The sequence below is a fragment of the Luteibacter yeojuensis genome (assembly GCF_000964085.1).
GTDB lineage: Bacteria > Pseudomonadota > Gammaproteobacteria > Xanthomonadales > Rhodanobacteraceae > Luteibacter > Luteibacter yeojuensis_A.
In genome coordinates, this window is record NZ_JZRB01000046.1 from 66,364 (window position 1) to 84,897 (window position 18,534).

21 protein-coding genes are annotated in these 18,534 nt (G+C 68.1%); 10 read left to right on the forward strand and 11 right to left on the reverse strand.

Annotation, left to right across the window (positions count from 1 at the left end):
* Positions 1 to 60 precede the first annotated feature (60 nt).
* The gene (locus VI08_RS17585; protein ID WP_045830930.1) at positions 61 to 360 is read right to left on the reverse strand and encodes a hypothetical protein; all 300 of its coding nucleotides are present in this window, start codon (positions 358 to 360) and stop codon (positions 61 to 63) included.
* Between the two features lie 95 nt (positions 361 to 455).
* On the opposite strand from VI08_RS17585, the gene VI08_RS17590 reads away from it, so the two are divergent.
* Positions 456 to 1,052 (forward strand): class I SAM-dependent DNA methyltransferase, encoded by a 597-nt coding sequence (locus VI08_RS17590; protein ID WP_045830931.1) that lies wholly within the window; start codon positions 456 to 458, stop codon positions 1,050 to 1,052.
* Here the strand turns inward: VI08_RS17590 and VI08_RS17595 are convergent.
* On the reverse strand, positions 1,049 to 1,720 hold the full coding sequence (locus tag VI08_RS17595; protein WP_052698041.1) for a CPBP family intramembrane glutamic endopeptidase: 672 nt from the start codon (positions 1,718 to 1,720) through the stop codon (positions 1,049 to 1,051). The two genes, VI08_RS17590 and VI08_RS17595, sit on opposite strands and share 4 nt — an antisense overlap.
* 224 nt (positions 1,721 to 1,944) lie before the next feature.
* On the opposite strand from VI08_RS17595, the gene VI08_RS17600 reads away from it, so the two are divergent.
* Entirely contained in the window at positions 1,945 to 3,516 is a 1,572-nt protein-coding gene (locus VI08_RS17600; protein WP_045830932.1) for a hemolysin family protein, read from the forward strand.
* Between the two features lie 6 nt (positions 3,517 to 3,522).
* Here VI08_RS17600 and VI08_RS17605 read toward each other — a convergent pair whose 3' ends face one another.
* Positions 3,523 to 3,954: an MAPEG family protein gene (locus VI08_RS17605; protein WP_045830933.1), complete on the reverse strand. Its 432-nt coding sequence runs from the start codon at positions 3,952 to 3,954 to the stop codon at positions 3,523 to 3,525.
* A 106-nt stretch (positions 3,955 to 4,060) separates the two neighbouring features.
* On the opposite strand from VI08_RS17605, the gene ypfJ reads away from it, so the two are divergent.
* Complete coding sequence (gene ypfJ, locus VI08_RS17610; RefSeq protein WP_045830934.1) at positions 4,061 to 4,933, forward strand: KPN_02809 family neutral zinc metallopeptidase; 873 nt, start codon at positions 4,061 to 4,063, stop codon at positions 4,931 to 4,933.
* A gap of 3 nt (positions 4,934 to 4,936) precedes the next feature.
* The gene (locus tag VI08_RS17615) at positions 4,937 to 5,287 is read left to right on the forward strand and encodes a YkgJ family cysteine cluster protein (RefSeq protein WP_045830935.1); all 351 of its coding nucleotides are present in this window, start codon (positions 4,937 to 4,939) and stop codon (positions 5,285 to 5,287) included.
* Between the two features lie 142 nt (positions 5,288 to 5,429).
* Here the strand turns inward: VI08_RS17615 and VI08_RS17620 are convergent, their stop codons facing one another.
* The gene (locus tag VI08_RS17620) at positions 5,430 to 7,271 is read right to left on the reverse strand and encodes a DEAD/DEAH box helicase (protein WP_045830936.1); all 1,842 of its coding nucleotides are present in this window, start codon (positions 7,269 to 7,271) and stop codon (positions 5,430 to 5,432) included.
* A gap of 122 nt (positions 7,272 to 7,393) precedes the next feature.
* On the opposite strand from VI08_RS17620, the gene fghA reads away from it, so the two are divergent.
* Positions 7,394 to 8,242 carry an S-formylglutathione hydrolase gene (gene fghA / locus VI08_RS17625; protein ID WP_045830937.1) on the forward strand — a complete coding sequence of 283 codons (849 nt, stop codon included), beginning with the start codon at positions 7,394 to 7,396 and terminating at the stop codon, positions 8,240 to 8,242.
* Positions 8,239 to 8,793: a ribosomal protein S5-alanine N-acetyltransferase gene (rimJ, locus tag VI08_RS17630; protein WP_045830938.1), complete on the forward strand. Its 555-nt coding sequence runs from the start codon at positions 8,239 to 8,241 to the stop codon at positions 8,791 to 8,793. The genes fghA and rimJ overlap by 4 nt, the downstream gene beginning before the upstream one ends.
* Here rimJ and VI08_RS17635 read toward each other — a convergent pair.
* The 3 genes from VI08_RS17635 to VI08_RS17645 form a co-directional block, all read right to left on the reverse strand.
* Positions 8,777 to 9,223, reverse strand: coding sequence for a hypothetical protein (locus VI08_RS17635; protein ID WP_045830939.1), 447 nt, complete (start codon positions 9,221 to 9,223; stop codon positions 8,777 to 8,779). The genes rimJ and VI08_RS17635 overlap by 17 nt on opposite strands.
* Positions 9,224 to 9,313: 90 nt before the next feature.
* Complete coding sequence (locus tag VI08_RS17640; protein WP_045830940.1) at positions 9,314 to 10,717, reverse strand: DEAD/DEAH box helicase; 1,404 nt, start codon at positions 10,715 to 10,717, stop codon at positions 9,314 to 9,316.
* 276 nt (positions 10,718 to 10,993) lie between these two features.
* Positions 10,994 to 11,347, reverse strand: a complete 354-nt coding sequence (locus tag VI08_RS17645; RefSeq protein ID WP_045830941.1) for an EF-hand domain-containing protein — start codon at positions 11,345 to 11,347, stop codon at positions 10,994 to 10,996.
* Between the two features lie 128 nt (positions 11,348 to 11,475).
* Between VI08_RS17645 and VI08_RS17650 the strand changes: the two genes are divergently transcribed.
* Together VI08_RS17650 and VI08_RS17655 are read left to right on the forward strand one after the other, a co-directional pair.
* Positions 11,476 to 12,711 (forward strand): MFS transporter, encoded by a 1,236-nt coding sequence (locus VI08_RS17650; protein WP_045830942.1) that lies wholly within the window; start codon positions 11,476 to 11,478, stop codon positions 12,709 to 12,711.
* 53 nt (positions 12,712 to 12,764) lie between these two features.
* Entirely contained in the window at positions 12,765 to 13,253 is a 489-nt protein-coding gene (locus tag VI08_RS17655; RefSeq protein WP_045830943.1) for an FKBP-type peptidyl-prolyl cis-trans isomerase, read from the forward strand.
* Between the two features lie 93 nt (positions 13,254 to 13,346).
* Here VI08_RS17655 and VI08_RS17660 read toward each other — a convergent pair whose 3' ends face one another.
* The 4 genes from VI08_RS17660 to VI08_RS17675 all read right to left on the reverse strand — a co-directional run bounded on the left by VI08_RS17660 (position 13,347) and on the right by VI08_RS17675 (position 15,687).
* On the reverse strand, positions 13,347 to 13,754 hold the full coding sequence (locus tag VI08_RS17660) for a DUF6326 family protein (protein ID WP_045830944.1): 408 nt from the start codon (positions 13,752 to 13,754) through the stop codon (positions 13,347 to 13,349).
* Complete coding sequence (locus VI08_RS17665; protein ID WP_045830945.1) at positions 13,754 to 14,428, reverse strand: DUF4386 domain-containing protein; 675 nt, start codon at positions 14,426 to 14,428, stop codon at positions 13,754 to 13,756. The genes VI08_RS17660 and VI08_RS17665 overlap by 1 nt, the downstream gene beginning before the upstream one ends.
* A 101-nt stretch (positions 14,429 to 14,529) precedes the next feature.
* On the reverse strand, positions 14,530 to 14,982 hold the full coding sequence (locus VI08_RS17670) for an organic hydroperoxide resistance protein (RefSeq protein ID WP_045830946.1): 453 nt from the start codon (positions 14,980 to 14,982) through the stop codon (positions 14,530 to 14,532).
* A gap of 129 nt (positions 14,983 to 15,111) precedes the next feature.
* On the reverse strand, positions 15,112 to 15,687 hold the full coding sequence (locus tag VI08_RS17675) for a C40 family peptidase (RefSeq protein WP_045830947.1): 576 nt from the start codon (positions 15,685 to 15,687) through the stop codon (positions 15,112 to 15,114).
* Positions 15,688 to 15,819: 132 nt separating this feature from the next.
* On the opposite strand from VI08_RS17675, the gene VI08_RS17680 reads away from it, so the two are divergent.
* Both VI08_RS17680 and gorA read left to right on the forward strand, forming a co-directional pair.
* Positions 15,820 to 17,079, forward strand: a complete 1,260-nt coding sequence (locus VI08_RS17680) for an NAD(P)/FAD-dependent oxidoreductase (protein WP_045830948.1) — start codon at positions 15,820 to 15,822, stop codon at positions 17,077 to 17,079.
* Between the two features lie 81 nt (positions 17,080 to 17,160).
* Positions 17,161 to 18,522 (forward strand): glutathione-disulfide reductase, encoded by a 1,362-nt coding sequence (gene gorA / locus VI08_RS17685; RefSeq protein WP_045830949.1) that lies wholly within the window; start codon positions 17,161 to 17,163, stop codon positions 18,520 to 18,522.
* Positions 18,523 to 18,534: the final 12 nt, after the last annotated feature.

Genomic DNA, 18,534 nt, shown 5'->3' on the forward strand with positions numbered 1-18,534 from the left:
CGTGGGGAGCGTCGCGCGCGAGCGCGCTCCCACACGGGTGGGTCGGGCGGGGCTGGGGTGTCAGATCTCGTTTTCGTCGGGGTAGACGAATTCGATGGCGGCCTCGCGGCTGCCCGCGGTCTCCTCGGCCACCTCGCGGACGCGTTCGCCCACCTTGTCGTTGGGCACCTCGATCTCGACCGTGTAGGTTTTCGAGCTCATGTCGTCGGAAAGGTTCTGCGAGCTGGAGTCGTCGCGGAAATCGTTCATGAAGTCGTCGATTTCCTCGACGTATTCGATCCGGTCCAGGCCGTGGATCGCATTGATCACATCGTCGAATACGTCGCGGTCGCCGGTGATGCGGAGCTGGATGCGGGGCATGGGTGTCTCCTGTGCGAGGGAGCCAAGATGCGTCGGCAGGCGTGTGCTCGAAGTGTACGCCCGGTACGATGGGCATTTCCGGTGGACCGCCCGCGATGCCCAAGACCTACGACCAGGCCTATTACGACAAGTGGTACCGCAGCGCGGGCCACGCGGTGCGCTCGCCGGCCGAGCTCACCCGCAAGGTGGCCATGGTGCTGGGCCAGGCCGAGTTCTACCTGGGCCGCCCGGTGCGCAACGTGCTTGACGTGGGCTGTGGCGAAGCACCCTGGCGCGCCGTCTTGCGCCGGTTGCGGCCCGGCATCGCGTACCAGGGCCTCGAGGCCAGCGAATACGCGGTGGCCCGCTATGGCCGCTCGCGCAACATCGGCTACGCCCGCTTCGGCCAGCTGGCCGAACTGCGCTTCGACACCCGGTTCGACCTCATCGTCTGCACCGACGTGCTGCACTACCTCAAACCGGCGGAAATCCGCGCCGGGCTCACCGGCATCAGCGACATGGCCGAGGGCATCGCCTTCCTCGAGGTGTTCGCCCGCGAGGATGACCCGGCGGGCGATCGCGAAGGCTTCTTCGGCCGCCCGGCCAAGTGGTACCGCGGCGAATTCGCCAACGTGGGCCTTATGCCCGTGGGTTCGCAGTGCTACGCCAGCCCACGGCTGGCGCGCAGCGTGGCGTCGCTCGAGCGCCTCTAGCTGAACCAGGCCAGCGTGGCCAGCGAGTTGTTGGCCGCGTGGCAGGCGAAGGCCGGCCAGATCGAGCGGCTGCGGATGCGCAGCCAAGCGCAGAAGGCGCCCACCAGGATGAGGTTCGGCACGGCATACCACAGGCCGCCTAGGTCGGGCAGGTGGATGACGCCGAAGACGATGGATGACACGGCGATGGCCCAGCCATCGCCCAGGCTCAACCGCAGGCGGGCGAGCAGGGCGCCGCGGAAGAGCACCTCCTCCACGAGGGGCCCCACGAGGACAGCCACCGGCAACAAGGCGATGCGCATCACCACATGGGCGCTATCCGCCAGCTCGCTCACCGACTGGGTGAGGGGGTGGTCGCCCGCCAGCTGCTGGGTCAGTAGCCCGCCCAGGATGGGGGCGACGATGCCCATGACGGCGCCGGCGAGCATCTGGCCACCCGTGGGCGCCGCGAAACCGATGCCCGCCGGCCCCCCATCACGGAGCTGGGCCGCCCAGCGGCGCGCCACCATGGCCAGCGTGATCGCGGCCGACAACGCCAGCGTGAGGATCACCACCACCACGAGGCGGTCGCCAGGGCCCGGCATGGTGTCGGGGAAGGCCTTGGCCAGGCTTTGGGACGCAAAGCCGAACGCGCCGCCCAGCGCGAATTGCAGGGCGAAGTAGGCCACGATGATGAGAATTGTCTCTAGCCAGCCCGGGCCTGGGCGGGCGCCGGCGGCAGCGCCGGGCGTGGGGGCGGCAAAAGGCGTGAAAGCAGGATCGTTAGGCATGCGCCAACGTAGCCGAGGCCCTTCCGCCCACGCAACGATGGCTTCCGGCACAGACCTTCACCATTGCCCTGTATAGTGTCCGGCCACCATAGGAGGAAAGGTGGCGCCCCCGGCGCCGACCCATGTTCGCATTCGACTGGCTAGCCGACCCCTCGGCCTGGGCGGGTCTCCTCACGCTGATCGTGCTGGAGATCGTCCTCGGTATCGACAACCTCGTGTTCGTCGCCATCCTCGCCGACAAACTGCCCGCCCGCCAGCGCGACCACGCGCGCCTGCTGGGCCTTGGTCTCGCGCTCATCATGCGCCTGGGCCTGCTCGCCGCCATGTCCTGGCTGGTCACGCTTACCAAGCCCTTGTTCGACTGGAACGGGTTCGGGCTGTCCTGGCGCGATCTCATCCTGGTCATCGGCGGTGCGTTCCTGCTGTTCAAGGCCACGCTTGAGCTGCACGAGCGGCTCGAGGCCGGCGACGACCACGAGGGCAAGAACGGCCGCCGCGCCAGCTTCTGGCTCACCGTCGCGCAGATCGTCATCCTCGATGCCGTGTTCTCGCTGGATTCGGTCATCACCGCCGTCGGCATGGTCGACCACCTGTCGATCATGATGATCGGCGTCGTGGTGGCCATGGCCCTCATGATCACCGCCAGCAAGCCGCTCACCGCGTTCGTCAACGCGCGGCCCACGGTGGTCATCCTGTGCCTGTCGTTCCTGCTGATGATCGGCTTCAGCCTCATCGCGGAAGGCTTCGGCTTCCATATCCCGAAGGGCTACCTGTACGCCGCCATCGGCTTCTCGATCATGATCGAGGTGTTCAACCAGACCATGCGCCGCAACCGCCGCCGCTCCATGCTGCTGGGCGGCCGGCTCATGCGTGACCGCACCGCAAAGGCCGTGCTGCGCCTGCTGGGCGGCACGGCCGACGAGGAGGGCGACAGCAAGAAGGCGCCCGAGCACGAGCAGGCCGAGGCCGCCGTGTTCGGCAAGGACGAACTGGAGATGGTGCAGGGCGTGCTGGATCTCTCCCAGCGCCCGGTACGCTCCATCATGACCCCGCGCACCGAGATCGTCTGGGTCGACCCCTCCGACGACCTGCCCAACCTCCTCACCGAGGCCCGCGAATCACCGCACCACTGGATGCTGGTGGCCAACGGTGACCTCGACCAGCTGGTGGGTGTCACCTCCTCGCGCGACCTGCTCGCCAGCCTTACCGAGCACGGCAGGCTCGATACCGAAACCGCCGTGCGCAAGCCCATCACGGTGCTGGAATCGCTGAGCGTGCTGCGCCTCATCGACGAGTTCCGCCGCGCACCCCTGCAGGTGGCGCTGGTGGTGGACGAGTACGGCAGCATCCTCGGCCTCATCACGCCGGCCGACGTGCTCGAGACCATCGCGGGCGAGTTCCCGCACGAAAGCGGCGAGGGCGACCCGTCCGCCGTCAGCGAACCAGATGGCGCATGGCTGCTCGATGCGAGCCTCGACGTGCGCCGCGTGCAGCACCTGCTGGGCCATCGCCTGCCGGGCGCGGGCGAGGGTAACTTCTCCACCCTGGCGGGATTCGTGCTGCAGCAGCTCGGCCGCCTGCCGGGCGTGGGCGATTCGTTCACCAGCGAGCGGCTGGCCTTCGAGGTCACCGCGATGGACGGCGCCCGCATCCAGCGCGTGCGCGTGGTCGAACTTCCCCCCGAAGAAGACTGATGCCGGTCAGCCCTGCTGCCCGGCCTCGTCGGCCGGCGCGGCGTTGTTTTCCATGATGGCCATGCCGATGCCGCCAGCGGCCATCAGCATCAGCACCGCCCAGGCCAGCATCGAGACCATGTAGCCCGGGCCGCGGCGCGAGGCGTCGCGCAGGTACGAGAGGGCGTACCACACGCGGCCCGCCAGCCACACCAGCCCCGCGATGCCCGCCCACAGCGGGTCGACGTACTGCGCCGCCAGCCACAGCGCCGGGATGAACATCACGGCGTTCTCCAGCGTGTTCATCTGCACCCGCCAGGCGCGCTCGAACGCCGGGTCGCCCGAGATCGACGGCGCCTTGATGCCATACCGCGTGCGCGCCCGGCCCACGGAGTACACCGTGAAGAACATGAGGAGCAGGGTGAGCAGGGTGACGACGGCAGGGAGCTGACTGTTCATGAACCGATCCGGGGGACGACGCAAACCCCCGAGTCTACCGGCAACCAGCCGTGCGATCATGCGCACCAGGTCTCGCGGGGGCCCGCGGGCAGACGAGGAGGGCGCCATGCTCTGGGATAAAGGCCGTAGAAGCGACAACGTGGAAGACGCCGGCACCGGCGGCGGTGGCCCTTCATTCGGTGGCGGCCGCGGCCTGGGCATCGGCGGCATCATCCTGCTCGCCATCCTCGGGCTGGTGTTCTACAAGGACCCCACCGCGCTGCTCAGCCAGGATGGCGGCGGCGTGGCACCGCCCCAGGCGCAGGCCCAGCAACACACCCAGCAGGCCGAGGCCAGCGATCCGCAGGTCGATTTCGTGCGTGCCATCCTCGGCGAAACCGAAGATACCTGGGGCGAGATCTTCGCCGCCAATGGCCAGCGCTACGTGCAGCCCAAACTGGTGCTGTTCCGCAATGGCGTGCGCACCGCCTGCGGCTCCGCCTCGTCGGCGGTGGGCCCGTTCTATTGCCCCACCGACCAGCGCGTGTACCTCGACCTCGGCTTCTTCCAGCAGATGCAGCAGCAGTTCCACGAATCCGGCGACTTTGCCCGCGCGTACGTCATCGCGCACGAGGTGGGCCACCATGTGCAAAACCTCGTCGGCGTGTTCGACAAGGTCAACGAAGCCCGCCAGCGCGGCGCACGCATGGAAGGCGCCAACGGCCTGTCGGTGCGCCAGGAACTGCAGGCGGACTGCTTCGCTGGCGTGTGGGCCAACCATTCGCAGCAACGCCAGCAATGGCTGCAGGCCGGCGACATCGAGTCGGCCCTCCACGCCGCCACCGCCATCGGCGACGACCGCCTGCAGGAGCAGTCGCAGGGCCGCGTGGTACCTGATTCGTTCACCCACGGCACCTCGGCGCAGCGCGTGAAGTGGTTCAAGACAGGCTTCCAGTCGGGCGACATCGGCAAGTGCAACACGTTCTCGGGCGCGCTCTGACCTATGACCCACCCTTGCCTGCGCTGTGGCGCATGCTGCGCGACATTCCGCGTCGCCTTCCACTGGATGGAAACCGATGCGGCCGGCGGCATCACGCCGGCTGAACTGACGGAGCACCTGGATCCGCACCGGGTGAACATGCGTGGCACGAATGCGTACGAGCCGCGATGCAAGTCGCTGGTAGGCACGGTGGGGGTGGCGGCGCATTGCGGTATCTATGAGGTGCGGCCGTCGCCGTGCCATGACTTGAAGCCGGCATGGGAGGATGGCGTGACGCCGAGCCCGCAATGCGACAAGGCACGCCTCAAGCACGGCATGGCACCGTTAACCCCCGCAGACTTCGCCCTCCTGTAGGAGCGCACTTGCGCGCGATGCTCTTCAATCGGTTCATTCGCGATAGCGAATGAACCGATTGAAGAGCATCGCTTGCAAGCAAGCTCCCACAAATGAGCGGCCGGCACAAAAAAAGCCCGGCGTTGGCCGGGCTCTTGTTTGCTCAGTAATCGCGCTTCTTGCGCGGCGGCTTGCCGCCGCCCGGGCCGCCGGGGCCGCCCGAACGGGCGCCGTGCGGGCGGAAATTACCGCGCGGACGCGGGCCGCCCGGGCCGGGGCCCGATTGCGGCTGCTCCGTGCCATCCCACTCGCTGATCTTCAGCTGCTGCTGCGCCACCCACACCTTCTTCAGGTGCGTGAAGGTCTCCGGCGGCATGCCATCGGGCAAGTCGATGAGGCTGTAGTTGTCACGGATGCTCACGCGGCCGATGAACTTGGCCTCCACGCCACCCTCGTTCGCGATGGCGCCCACGATGTTGCCCGGCTTCACGCCGTGCTCGTGGCCCACTTCGATGCGGTAGGTTTTCTTGCCGTTCTCGGTGACGTGTGCACGCGGCTGGCGCATGCCTTCGCGCACCGGGCGGCGATCCTGGAAGCCATCGTTGCCGTGGTCGCGCTCGCGGTCGTATTCGCGCGGCGGGCGTTCGGTGTACTCGCGCTTGGCCGGCGGCTCGAGCAGCAGCGGCTGGTCGCCCTGGGCGATCTTGGCCAGCGCGGCGGCGATCTCGATGGCAGGCACGTTGTGTTCCTGCTCGTACTTCTCCACCAGCTGCTGGAACATGCCCAGGTCGCCCGAGGCCAGGGTATCGGTGATGCGCTGGTTGAACTTGTTGACGCGGGTGTCGTTCACCGCCTCGATGGTCGGCAGCTGCATCTGTTCGATCGGCTGGCGCGTGGCGCGCTCGATCTGGCGGAGCAGGTTGCGCTCGCGCGGCGTGACGAACAGGATGGCCTCGCCGTTGCGTCCCGCGCGGCCGGTGCGGCCGATGCGGTGCACGTACGATTCGGTATCGTGCGGGATGTCGTAGTTCAGCACGTGGCTGATGCGCTCGACATCGAGGCCGCGCGCGGCGACATCGGTGGCGATGAGGATATCGAGCTTGCCGTTCTTCAGCTGGTCGATGACGCGCTCGCGCTGCGCCTGCGCCATGTCGCCGTTGATGGCGGCCGCGGCGAAACCACGCGCCTGCAGCTTGCTGGCGAGCTCTTCGGTGGCCGACTTGGTGCGGGCGAACACGATCATGGCGTCGAAGCTTTCGGCCTCGAGGATGCGGGTGAGCGCATCGAGCTTGTGCACGCCGCTGACCCACCAGTAACGCTGGCGGATGTTCGCCGCGGTGGTGGTCTTGTTCTTGATCGTGATCTCGACGGGGTCGTTCAGGTAGGTCTGTGCGATGCGGCGGATGGGCGAGGGCATGGTGGCGGAGAACAGCGCCACCTGGCGGCCTTCCGGCGTGGCCTGCAGCAGCTTCTCGACGTCGTCGATGAAGCCCATGCGGAGCATTTCGTCGGCTTCGTCGAGCACCACGAACTTGAGGGCCGAGAGGTCGAGCGTGCCCTTGTCGAGGTGGTCGATGATGCGGCCGGGGGTGCCAACCACGATCTGCGCGCCGCGCTTCAGGCCCTGCAGCTGCGGGCCGTAGCTCTGGCCGCCGTAGATGGGCAGTACCTGGAAGCCCGGCATGTAGGTGGCGTACTTCTGGAAGGCTTCGGCCACCTGGATGGCCAATTCACGCGTGGGTGCGAGCACCAGCGCCTGCGGCTTGCCCGGCTTGACGTCGATGCGCGACAGCACCGGCAGCGCGAACGCGGCCGTCTTGCCGGTGCCTGTCTGGGCCTGGCCGATGACGTCGCGGCCGTCGAGCAGCGGCGGGATGGTCGCGGCCTGGATGGGGGAGGGGGTTTCGTAGCCCACGTCGGTCAGGGCGCGGACGACGTTGGCGTCGAGCGCGAGCGCGCTGAAACCGGGCAGGGCCGGAGCGTTGTCGGTATCGGGGGATGTCATGGCAGCCTCGGGGAGGGGCGCGGCGGCGACGGTCGGCGCCGGGCAGTAACGGTATTGTAGCAGCGATCAGGGGTTTACGTCGTCCGTTACACTCGCCCATCAGCTTTCCAAGGGAGAACGGCATGGCGGCGATCGAGACGGTGTCGGAGCAGCGTTGCTTCGGGGGCACCCAGGGGTTTTACACCCATGCCTCGGAGGCCTGCGGCGGGCCCATGAAGTTTGCCGTTTACCTGCCACCGGCGGCGGAAAACGGCCCGGTGCCGGTGCTCTGGTTCCTCGCGGGCCTGACCTGCACGGCAGAAACTTTCACGACAAAGGCCGGCGCCCAGCGTCTGGCCTCGGAGCTGGGCCTGGCGCTGGTCATGCCCGACACAAGCCCGCGCGATACCGGCGTGGCCGGTGCCACGGGCGATTGGGAGTTCGGCGAGGGCGCGGGCTTCTACCTCGATGCCACGGAAGCACCGTGGAACAAGCGCTTCCGCATGTACAGCTATGTGGTGGACGAATTGCCGCGCCTGCTGCAGGAACGATTCCCATTCGACATGGGCCGGCAGGGCATCTTTGGCCATTCGATGGGTGGGCATGGCGCGCTTACGCTTGCCCTGCGCAACCCCGGGCGCTACCGCTCGCTGTCGGCGTTCGCGCCGATCGTCGCGCCGGCCAGCGTGCCGTGGGGGCAGAAGGCGTTCCCACGTTATCTCGGCGACGACAAGAAGGCGTGGCGAAAGCACGATGCCAGCGCACTGGTCGCGGACGGCGCGCGTTTCAACGGCACGATCCTCATCGACCAGGGCGAGGCCGATGGCTTCCTCGTGAACCAGCTGCAGCCACAACGGTTCGAGGCCGCGTGCGAGGAGGCGAAGCAGCCGCTCGAACTGCGCATGCAGCCGGGCTACGACCACAGCTACTACTTCATCCAGACCTTCATCGACGACCACCTGCGCCACCACGCGGCGGCGCTGGCCGCATGAGCGAACCCGTCCGCATGCGCACGCCGCGCCTGCTGGTCCGCCTGCTCGACATCGACGAGGCGGAGCTGCTGCTGCGCTACCGGGTGGAAAACCGCGAACACCTGCGGCCATGGGAGCCGTTGCGCAACAGCATGCATTACACGGTGGAGGGCTGTCGGCAGACGATCGAGGCAGGGCTGGAAGCCGCCCGCTCCGATCGTGGATACCCGTTCGCGATGCTCCCGCCCGATGGCGGCGAGGTGGTGGGGACCTTCACCTTCGCCAACGTGGTGCGCGGGGTGTTCCAGGCCTGCCACCTCGGCTACGGCATCGGCCGGAAACACGAGGGGCAGGGGCTGATGTTCGAGGCGCTGGATGCCGCCGTGCGTTATGCGTTCGGCCCTTTGGACTTCCATCGCGTGATGGCGAACTACATGCCGCGCAATGATCGCAGCGGCCGCCTGCTCGAGCGCCTGGGCTTCGAGAAGGAGGGCCTGGCGAAGCGTTACCTGAAGATCGATGGCCTGTGGGAGGACCATGTCCTCACGGCGAAGGTCAGAACGCAGGCCTGAGCGGCGACGGCTCGGCGGGCGTGGTGGTGTTCGTGCGCGCATCGGCCGCGAACAGGGCGGCCCACGTGGCACGCTGTTCCCACGCCAGCCACAGGTAGATGGCCATCAACACCCAGTGGATGCCGAAGCTCTCGCCTTCGGTGACGAAGTGGTAGCCGAAGATCACCACGATGGGCGCGGCCAGGAGCAGCAACGCCAGGGCGACCATGCGCCGGGCGATGAGCGCCACGCCGGCGTAGGTGAACAGCACGCCGAGCAGGGGCACGATGAAGCCGCTGGCGCCGAGGCCCGCGAGGAACGCGTGGCCGGCCGTGGTATGCGGCGCGGGTGGCTGCCAGAACGCAAAGATATGGTTCAGGCCGGAGAAAACGAAGAACGCCCCGAACAGGGTGCGCAGGGCGTGCGTGGTGTAGCGATGGAAACGGGTCATGCGGGGTGCTGCCTACATCGGTGTTACCTGCCAGCCCCGCATGATGCTGGCGGCCGCATGGGAAAGGTATTTCCCATGCGGCCTAGGCCATCAGGCCTTGTGGGTGGCCGGCCCGCGGCGCTGGCGGCGGCGCTTGTGGTTGCCCGTGTTCTCACCCGTGCCCGCGGCGGCGTGGCCGTGCGGGCGGTGCGAGGACGGACGGCCACCGCCGTTACCGCGGCCTTGGCCGGCTTCCGCGCGCTCGGGACGGCCCTGGCCACCACCGTGGCGCTGCCCGCCACCTTGGCCGCCCTGGCGACCACCGGCCTGGCGCTGCTGCTGCTTCGGGCGCGGCGCGCCCGCGTCGAGGCGCAGCGGCGTGCTGGGCTCGAAGCCAGCCACGTTGACCAGTTCCAGGTCGGTCTTCAGCAGGCGGCGGATATCGCGCAACAGGCCCGATTCGTCGTGGCTCACCAGCGAGACGGCCTGGCCCTCGGCCCCGGCGCGGCCGGTGCGGCCGATGCGGTGCACGTAGTCCTCGGCCACCATCGGCAGGTCGAAGTTGATCACCACCGGCAGCTGGTCGATATCGATGCCGCGGGCGGCGATGTCGGTGGCCACCAGCACGGTGACGCGCCCGGTCTTGAAGTCGCTGAGCGCGCGCGTGCGGGCATTCTGGCTCTTGTTCCCGTGGATGGCGGCGGCGCGGATGCCGGCGGCTTCGAGGAAGCGCACCAGCTTGTCGGCGCCGTGCTTGGTGCGGCTGAACACGAGGGTCTGGCGGCGGCTGTCCTCGGCGAGCAGGTGCAGCAGCAGGTCGCGCTTCTTCGCCGCATCCACCGGGTGCACGCGGTGGGTGACGGTGTTGGCCACGGTGTTGGCCGGTGCGGTGGAGACCTCGCGCGGCTCGCGCATGAACTGCTGCGCCAGCGCCTTGATCTCGGGGGCGAACGTGGCCGAGAACAGCAGGGTCTGGCGCTTCTGCGGCACGGCCGCGAGGATGCGCTTGAGCGCCGGCAGGAAGCCCATGTCGAGCATGCGGTCGGCTTCGTCGAGCACCAGGACCTCGACCTTCGACAGGTCGACCGAGCGCTGCATCATGTGGTCGATGAGGCGGCCCGGGGTGGCCACGACCACCTCGACGCCACGGCGCAGGGCGTGCAGCTGGTTGCCCATGCCGACGCCGCCGAAGATCACCGTGCTGCTGACGCGCACGTACTTGGCGTAATCGGCGAGGTTGTCCTGCACCTGCGCGGCCAGCTCGCGGGTGGGGGTGAGGATGAGCACGCGGATGGGGCGGCGGCCCTCGAGCATCGGCGTGTTGGCGAGCCGGTGCAGGACGGGCAGCAGGAACGCGGCGGTCTTGCCGGTACCGGTCTGCGCGGCGGCCATCAGGTCGTGGCCGGCGAGCACCTCGGGGATGGCGGCGGCCTGGATGGGGGTCGGCTGCTTGTAGCCCGCCTCGGAAAGCGCGCGCAGCAGCGCCGGCGCAAGGCCCAGCGAATCGAACGACATTGGGGGGTAACTCCTGTGGGCCCGAGCGTTCCCTGGAACCGCGCTACGGGCGATGAATTTGGCGGCCGCGCGTGCCCAAGGGGGCGACGGGCTGGCCGGTGTCGTGCGCGCTGTTCGGGGGTGGGGGAGCAGCGGAACGCTCCGCAAGGGAGTCGATAGCGGCGGCACGACCGACGGAGTCTACCACGTTTTGCGGCGCAACATACGCCTTGGGCGACAACGGCCCCGGACGCTGCGGGCCTGGCAGTGCAGGCCCGCAGCGCCCGGCGCAGCAGGCTACTGCGTCTTCGGGGCGCTCGTCTTGTTGACGTAGGCGTTGTATTCCGAGGCATCCACGCGGCCGTTGTGGTCCTGGTCGGCCTCGTTGAAATGCGCGCGGAGCTGTTTCAGCGCTTCATTGTCCTTCGGGATATCGCTGCGCTGGATATAGCCCTTGCCCTTCTTGTCGAGGTCGGAGAAGGCCGGCGCGGCCGAGTCCGGCTGCGGCGCGCCAGCGTCGGGCATCGCCGCGGGCAGCTTCTCCTGCGGCGGCGGTGGCGCGGCCTGCGGCGAGGCCTGCTGGGCCAGGGCGGCACCACTGGCAAGGGCACCGGCCAGCGTGAGCGAAACGATCAAGCGCGGATACTTCATGGGGTACTCCGTCTGTCGTGATGGCGGCGGCCAGTGTATCGGCGTGCTGTCGTCGCCCCGTGAGCCGGATGTTGGCGTTTTGCGCTGTGCTAGCCTTCCCCGCGCCCCAAACAATTGAGGAAATTCGGATGCCGTTGCCCGCCGCACTGCGTGAACTGGACCCCACCCAGCGGCATACCGTCATCGCCAGCTTCCTCGGCTGGACCCTCGACGCCTTCGATTACTTCCTGCTCACATTCGTGATCCTGGCCGTGGCGCAGGAGTTCCACGTGCCCAAGGCCGAAGTCACCTACGGCCTGTTCCTGACGCTGGCCGCGCGCCCGCTCGGCGCGCTGGTCTTCGGGCGCCTGGCCGATCGCTACGGCCGCCGCCGGGTGCTGATGTTCGACATCGTGCTGTTCTCCATCCTGGAGGTGGCCTGCGCGTTCGCGCCGAGCCTCGCCATCCTGCTGGGGCTGCGCTTCCTTTTCGGCGTGGCGATGGGCGGCGAGTGGGGCATCGGCGCATCGCTGGCCATGGAGTCGATCCCCGCGGCGTCGCGCGGCTTCGTCTCCGGCCTGCTGCAAAGCGGTTATCCCTGCGGCTTCTTCCTCGCGGCGCTGGTGAACTGGTTGCTGGTCGATCACATCGGCTGGCGCGGCCTGTTCATCGTCGGTGCGATGCCCGCGCTGCTGGTCTTGTATATCCGCCGCAAGGTGCCCGAGTCGCCGGTGTGGCAGGCCCAGCAGGCGAAGCCCCGCCAGGGCGTCATGGCCTCGATGCGCGGGCACTGGAAGCTCTTCATCTACCTCATGCTGCTGATGGCCGCCTTCAACATGTTCAGCCACGGCTCGCAGGACATGTACCCGACCTTCGTGCAGGAGACGCTGAAGATCCCGGCGGGCTCCAGCACGGCCTTCCTGCTCACCGCGCTGTTGAACATGGGTGCGCTGGTGGGTGGGCTCACGTTCGGCTCGATGTCGGAGAAGATCGGCCGGCGCAAGGCCATCATCATCGCCGCGCTGCTGGCCATCCCGGTGATCCCGCTGTGGACGTATGGCGGCTCGCTGCTACTGCTCGGCCTGGGCGCCTTCCTCATCCAGGTGATGGTGCAGGGAGCGTGGGGCGTGGTGCCCACCCACCTGAACGAGCTTTCGCCCGATGCCGTCCGCGGCACCTTGCCGGGGTTCGCCTACCAGATGGGCAACCTGCTGGCCGCCATCACGGCCACGGCCCAGACCTGGCTGGCCGAGTGGCGCGGGGGTGACTTTGCCTTCGCCATGTCGGCCTGGATCGCCGTGGTGGCCGTGGTGCTGGCCCTGCTGACGTGGCTCGGCCCCGAGGCGCGGGGCCGGGGCTTCGGCAAGGATGGCGGCCCGGCGTGACGCCGGGCCCGGCCCCCGGTAAAATCCCCGGTTTTCATCGGGTAGAAACCAACATGCAGGCTGGCAAGGACAAGGTCATCGCGTTCCACTACACCCTCTCGGTCGACGGCAACAAGGTCGAGAGCTCGACCGATGGCGGCGAGCCGTTGTGGATCCTGCTGGGCCACGGCCAGCTCATCCCGGGCATGGAAGCGGGCCTCGAGGGCAAGGCCGAGGGCGACAAGTTCGACCTCGAGATCGCCCCGGAGCAGGGTTACGGCGCGCGCCGCGAGGGTGCCACCCAGCGCGTGCCGAAGAAGTACTTCCCGAACCAGGGCAAGGGCCTCAAGGCCGGCGACACCACCGTTCTTTCGATGAAGGAAGGCGGCCAGCAGGCCGTCGTCGTGCAGAAGGTGGGTTCCAGCGTCATCGACATCGACACCAACCACCCGATGGCCGGCAAGACCCTGGCCTTCAACATCGACGTGCAGACCGTGCGCGATGCCACCGACGAAGAGAAGGCCCACGGCCACGCCCACCCGAACGGCGACGGCGCGCACTAAGCCTTCCAGATAGAAAATGTAGGAGCGCGCTTGCGCGCGATCCGCCGCCAGGCGGAAAAAGCATCGCGCGCAAGCGCGCTCCCACATCAAGCATTAAGCTGTTTTCGGCCACCGCCATGCGCTGGCAACGGTCGCCAGGCTGAGCAGCACCTCGATCACGCCCAGCGTCACGTAGAACGCCGGCGCCCCCTGCATCGTCAGCAGCATGATCGCCGCATAGGCGAGGCCCAGCACCACGTTGAGCCACTTGCACGCGATGGCCGGCAGCACCATCGAGCCGAACACCATCAGCGCCGGCACGGCCATCATCAGGCTCACCCCGACGAGCACGCCGCCCGTGGTCGGTCCCAGCGGCCCGAAGCTGCCCTCCATCATCCCGCGCAGCTTGCCCTGTTCGTACAGGCCGAAGTAATCGCCGTACACGTAGCAGAACATCAGCGATGTCCAGAGCCCGGCGAGGCGCAGGCGGACGGGTACTTTCACGTCTTCAAGCCTGGCCATCACGTGGCCTCCTTCAGTCGGAAACCGGGGCGCGCACCGAACGTTACGAGCCATAGCGCGAACACGATCTCGCCGAACTGGATCGGCGCGCAGATCGTCGACAGCGCGGGTGCGACGGTGGGGAACGCGAAGCCCGCGACACACTGCGCGATATAGGCGATGCCATTGAGCAGCAGCCATGCGCCCAGCAGCTTCGGCAGGAAGGTCGAATGCCATACAAGGGCGCCCAGGGGAATGAGCCACAACCCCCAGAACAGTTCCGACGCCACCACCATGCGCCCGTGCAGGTGCAGGAACAGGTCGGCGAGCGCAAAGCGCTGCGCTTCGTTGAAGGCATCAAGCCAGCTCGCACCCGTGGCAAGGAGGATCGCCGCCGCGTCGTTACCCACGTTCACCACGTAGAACGCGGCGGGGAGGATGCCACCGAAGATTACAAGCGTATTGGCGAGGCCGCGATGCACGCCAAGCAAAAGCCGGCGTAGCGCGAAGGTGAGGAACAGCATGGCCACGGCGCAGAGCAGGTCGGCGACGATGCCGGCGCGGTAGAGGGCGAAGTGGTCGAGGATGTCCCTGGCCGAGCCATCGGGAACGACGACGAGCCGCAGCGGGGCGGCGAGGATGACGACGAAAAACCAGAGCCCGGCGGTGCGGGCCTGCTTGCCCAACGGTGACATGCCCCATCCCTGTGCGGTGGCGTTGCCGCACTGTGCGGCAAGCCACGGCCATTTCCCTGTGCCGGAAGGTGGGGGCGGGGCGCGCCCCCACCCGGCGCGGCTTAGGCGAGCGGCTTACCGTTCACGCTGACGTCGACATCGACATTGCCGCGGGTGGCGTGCGAGTACGGGCAGACGTCTTCGTGCGCGGTCTTGACGATCTCCTGCGCCGTGGCGTCGTCGACGCCCGGCAGGGTGACGGCCAGCTTCACCTGGATCGCGAAGCCCGAGCCCTCGCGCGGGCCGATGCCCACTTCGCTCTTCACCGAGGCGCCATCGACCTTCACCTTCTTCTGGCCGGCGACGAAGCGCACCGCGCCCTCGAAGCAGGCAGCGTAACCGGCGGCGAACAGCTGCTCGGGGTTGCTGCCGCCACCGTTGCCGCCCATTTCCTTCGGCAGGCGCAGCTGCAGGTCGACCAGCCCATCGTCGCTCTTGACGTGGCCTTCGCGGCCGCCGGCGACTTCTGCCTTGGCGGTGTAGACGATCTTCTGGACTTTGGAGAGGTTGCTCATGGTGGCTTTCCTTTCGCGGGAGGGTGGGAAGAAGCCGGCTCGACGCCCGGCCTTGGAGCTAAGTAAAGCACGCAATTAAATCGCGCGCAAGATAAACGGCGTGCGGAGACGATGCACGTTGCCATGGGTTCAGTTGAGGACGCGTCGACCGTAGACGAAATTTTCCTTCCAGTACGCCCCGTCGAGGTCGTCCAGGCGCACGGCGCCGCCGGAATTGGGCGCATGCACGAAGCGGCCCTTGCCCACGTACACGCCCACGTGGGTGACATGGCCACGGCCGAAGAACACCAGGTCGCCGCTGGCCAGGTCGCTCTCGCCCACCTTGGGCTTGTCCAGCGCCGCCATCTCGGCGGAGGTGCGCGGCAGGCGCAGGCCGGTGGATGTCATGTAGATGTAGTTGATGAGGCCGCTGCAATCGAACCCGCCGGCGGGCGTGTTGCCGCCCCACCGGTACGGGGTGCCGACGAGGCCGATGGCACGGAACAGCACGTCGTTGGCGGCGTCCGGCGGCGGGGCGTCGGCGGGCTTCATCGACCAGTTGAGGTTTTTGGCGATGGGGACGTTGGCGGCCGGGTTATGGCGCTGGGACGACGATGGCCGGTGCGTCGGCGCGCTGCCACAGGCCGCCAGCAGGGCCAGCGTGGCCGCCAGTGCGGCGACCCCGAGGGCGCGGATGGGGCGTAGCGGTGTGGTGGCAGCGTGCATCGGGCGTTTCCCCTGTCAGGATCGGCAAAGTGAGGTTATCAAATCAATAGTTTGCGTGGAATACCTCGTAAGCCGCGTGAATTTGTCCCGCGGGCCGGCCGCCGCGCGCCGCTCGCCCGTTAAACTTGCCGGATGGATAGATCCCGAAGTGACGTACTGATCATGGGCGGCGGCGTGATCGGCCTGGCCTGTGCGCTGTACCTCCTGAAAGCCGGGGCCCGTGTCCGCGTGCTGGAGCAGGACACCCCGGGCGCGGGCAGCTCGCATGGCAACTGCGGCACCATCACGCCCAGCCACGCGGGCCCGCTGACCATGCCAGGCATGGTCGGTACCGCCTTGCGCTCCATGCTGCGCAAGGACGCTCCCCTGTACGTCGACCCACGCCTGGACCCCGAGCGTGCGCGTTGGTTGCTGGGCTTCGCCCGCCGCTGCACGTGGCGCGATTTCCAGGCGGCGGGCGAGGCCCGCGGCGCCATCCTCGCGCGCTCGCGCGCGCTTATCGGCGAGCTCATCGCCAGCGACGCGCTCGATTGCGAGTTCGAGGACGTAGGCGAGCTTTACGTCTACCGCGACGCACGCGCCGTGCAGCACGACCGCCCCCACGTCGAGCTGCTGCGCCGGCTGGGCATGGATGTGCGCGTACTCATGGGCGATGACGTGCTGGCGCTGGAGCCGTCGCTGCGCGAGGGCGTGGTCGGCGGCTTGCTGCATCCCGGCGACGCGCGGCTGCGCCCGGATCGCTACGTGGCGGAGCTTGCGCGGCGCGTTCGCGAACTGGGCGGCGCCATCGAAACCGGCGCGCGCGTCGATTCGTTCGTCATGGACGGCGCGACGGTGTCGCACGTGCGCACCACCGGCGGCGTGTTCAGCGGCGACCGTGTCGTGATGGCGCTGGGGGCGTGGTCGCCCCTCGTCGGCCGCCTGCTGGGTATCCGCCTGCCCATGCAGCCAGGCAAGGGCTATTCGCTCACATGGCAGCAGCCGCCCGTGGCCTCACCTACGCATTCGCTGGTGCTGCGCGAGGCGGCGGTCTGCGTCACGCCGTGGGCCACCGGCTACCGGCTGGGCAGCACGATGGAGTTGTCCGGCTTCAACGAAGGGCTGAACGATGTACGCCTCGCCGCGTTGCGCCGCGGCGCGGCCGATTACCTGCTCGAACCCGAGGGGCAGGGCGAGGCCACGCCGTGGTGGGGCTGGCGGCCCATGAGCGTCGACGAGCTGCCGATCATCGGCCCCAGCGCACGCTGGTCGAACCTGGTGTACGCGACGGCGCACGGCATGCTCGGCATCAGCATGTCGGCGGCGACGGGTGAACTGGTGGCCAACCTGCTCGCGGGGCCAGCGCCCGTGCTCGACGCCTTGCCGTATTCACCGGTGCGGTTCGGGTTGTAGCGGCGCGGCTTGCTTTCACGCACCCGCGCCCGTGCGCTTTGCTACGGTGTGCGGACCCCAACCCCAAAGGAGCCCGTGCCCATGGCTGACGAAGCCTTCGACCTCATCGTGATCGGCGGCGGTTCGGGCGGGCTCGCTTCGGCCATCCGCGCCGCGAAGCACGGCGCGAAGGTGGCGCTGGTCGAGCCGAAGGAACTGGGCGGCACGTGCGTCAACGTGGGCTGCGTGCCGAAGAAGGCGATGTGGTACGCCGCGCAGATGGCGGAGGCGCAGTACATCGCGTCGGACTATGGCTTCACCGACAAGCCGGGCAAGCTCGACTGGCCGGGCTTCATCGACCGCCGCAACGCCTACATCGACCGCATCCATGGCAGCTACCAGCAGCAACTCGATAAATGGAAGATCACGCGGGTGAAGGCGATGGCGCGCTTCATCGAGCCGCGCCGCATCGCCGCAGGCGAACGCGTGCTGGTGGCGCCGCACGTCATCATCGCCACGGGCTCGAGCGCCAACCGCCTCGACAAGCCAGGCTTCGAACACAGCGTAACCTCCGATGGCTTCTTCGCCCTGCGCGCTTGCCCAAAACGCACGGCGATTATCGGCGGCGGCTATATCGCCGTGGAACTTGCCGGCGTGCTGCGCGCGCTGGGCAGCGAGGTAGATCTTTACGTGCGCGACCGCCTCATGGGCAGTTTCGACGAGGAGATGGCCTACCAGCTCGGCGAGGAGATGACCAAGCATGGCATCACCATCAACTACACCTGCCAGATCGAGGCGGCGCACGAAACCCACGGCGTGCTGTTGCTCGATTGCGACAAGGGCACGAAGCCCGGCCCGTACGACCTGCTCATCCAGGCGGTGGGCCGCCACGGCAACACGGCGTCGCTCGGGCTCGATGCGATCGGCCTGGGCGTCAACGCCGAGAAGCAGATCGACGTGGATGATTACCAGGAGACGGGCGTGCCTGGCGTTTACGCCGTGGGCGATGTCACCCAGCGCCTGGCGCTGACGCCGGTGGCAGTGAACGCGGGGCGCAAGCTGGCCGATCGCCTGTTCGGCAACCTGCCGAACGCGAAGCTTGATTACCAGAACATCCCCAGCGTGGTCTTCTCGCACCCGCCGCTGGGCACCGTGGGCCTCAACGAGCAGGAGGCGCGCGCGGTGTACGGTGCCGAGGTGCACCTGTACAAACAAACTTTCGTGCCCATGCAGCTGGCGCTGGCGCACCGGCCCATGTACGTGCGCTTCAAGCTCATCTGCGTGGGCGAGGACTCACGCATCGTCGGCATGCAGATGCTGGGCCCGGGCGTGGACGAGATCCTCCAGGGCTTCGCCGTGGCGATCAAGATGGGCGCCACCAAGGCCGACCTGGACGCCACCCTGGCCATCCACCCCACCTCGGCCGAGGAAATGGTGACCATGGGCGATCGCGTCCCCGGTTGAGCGTTACACTGG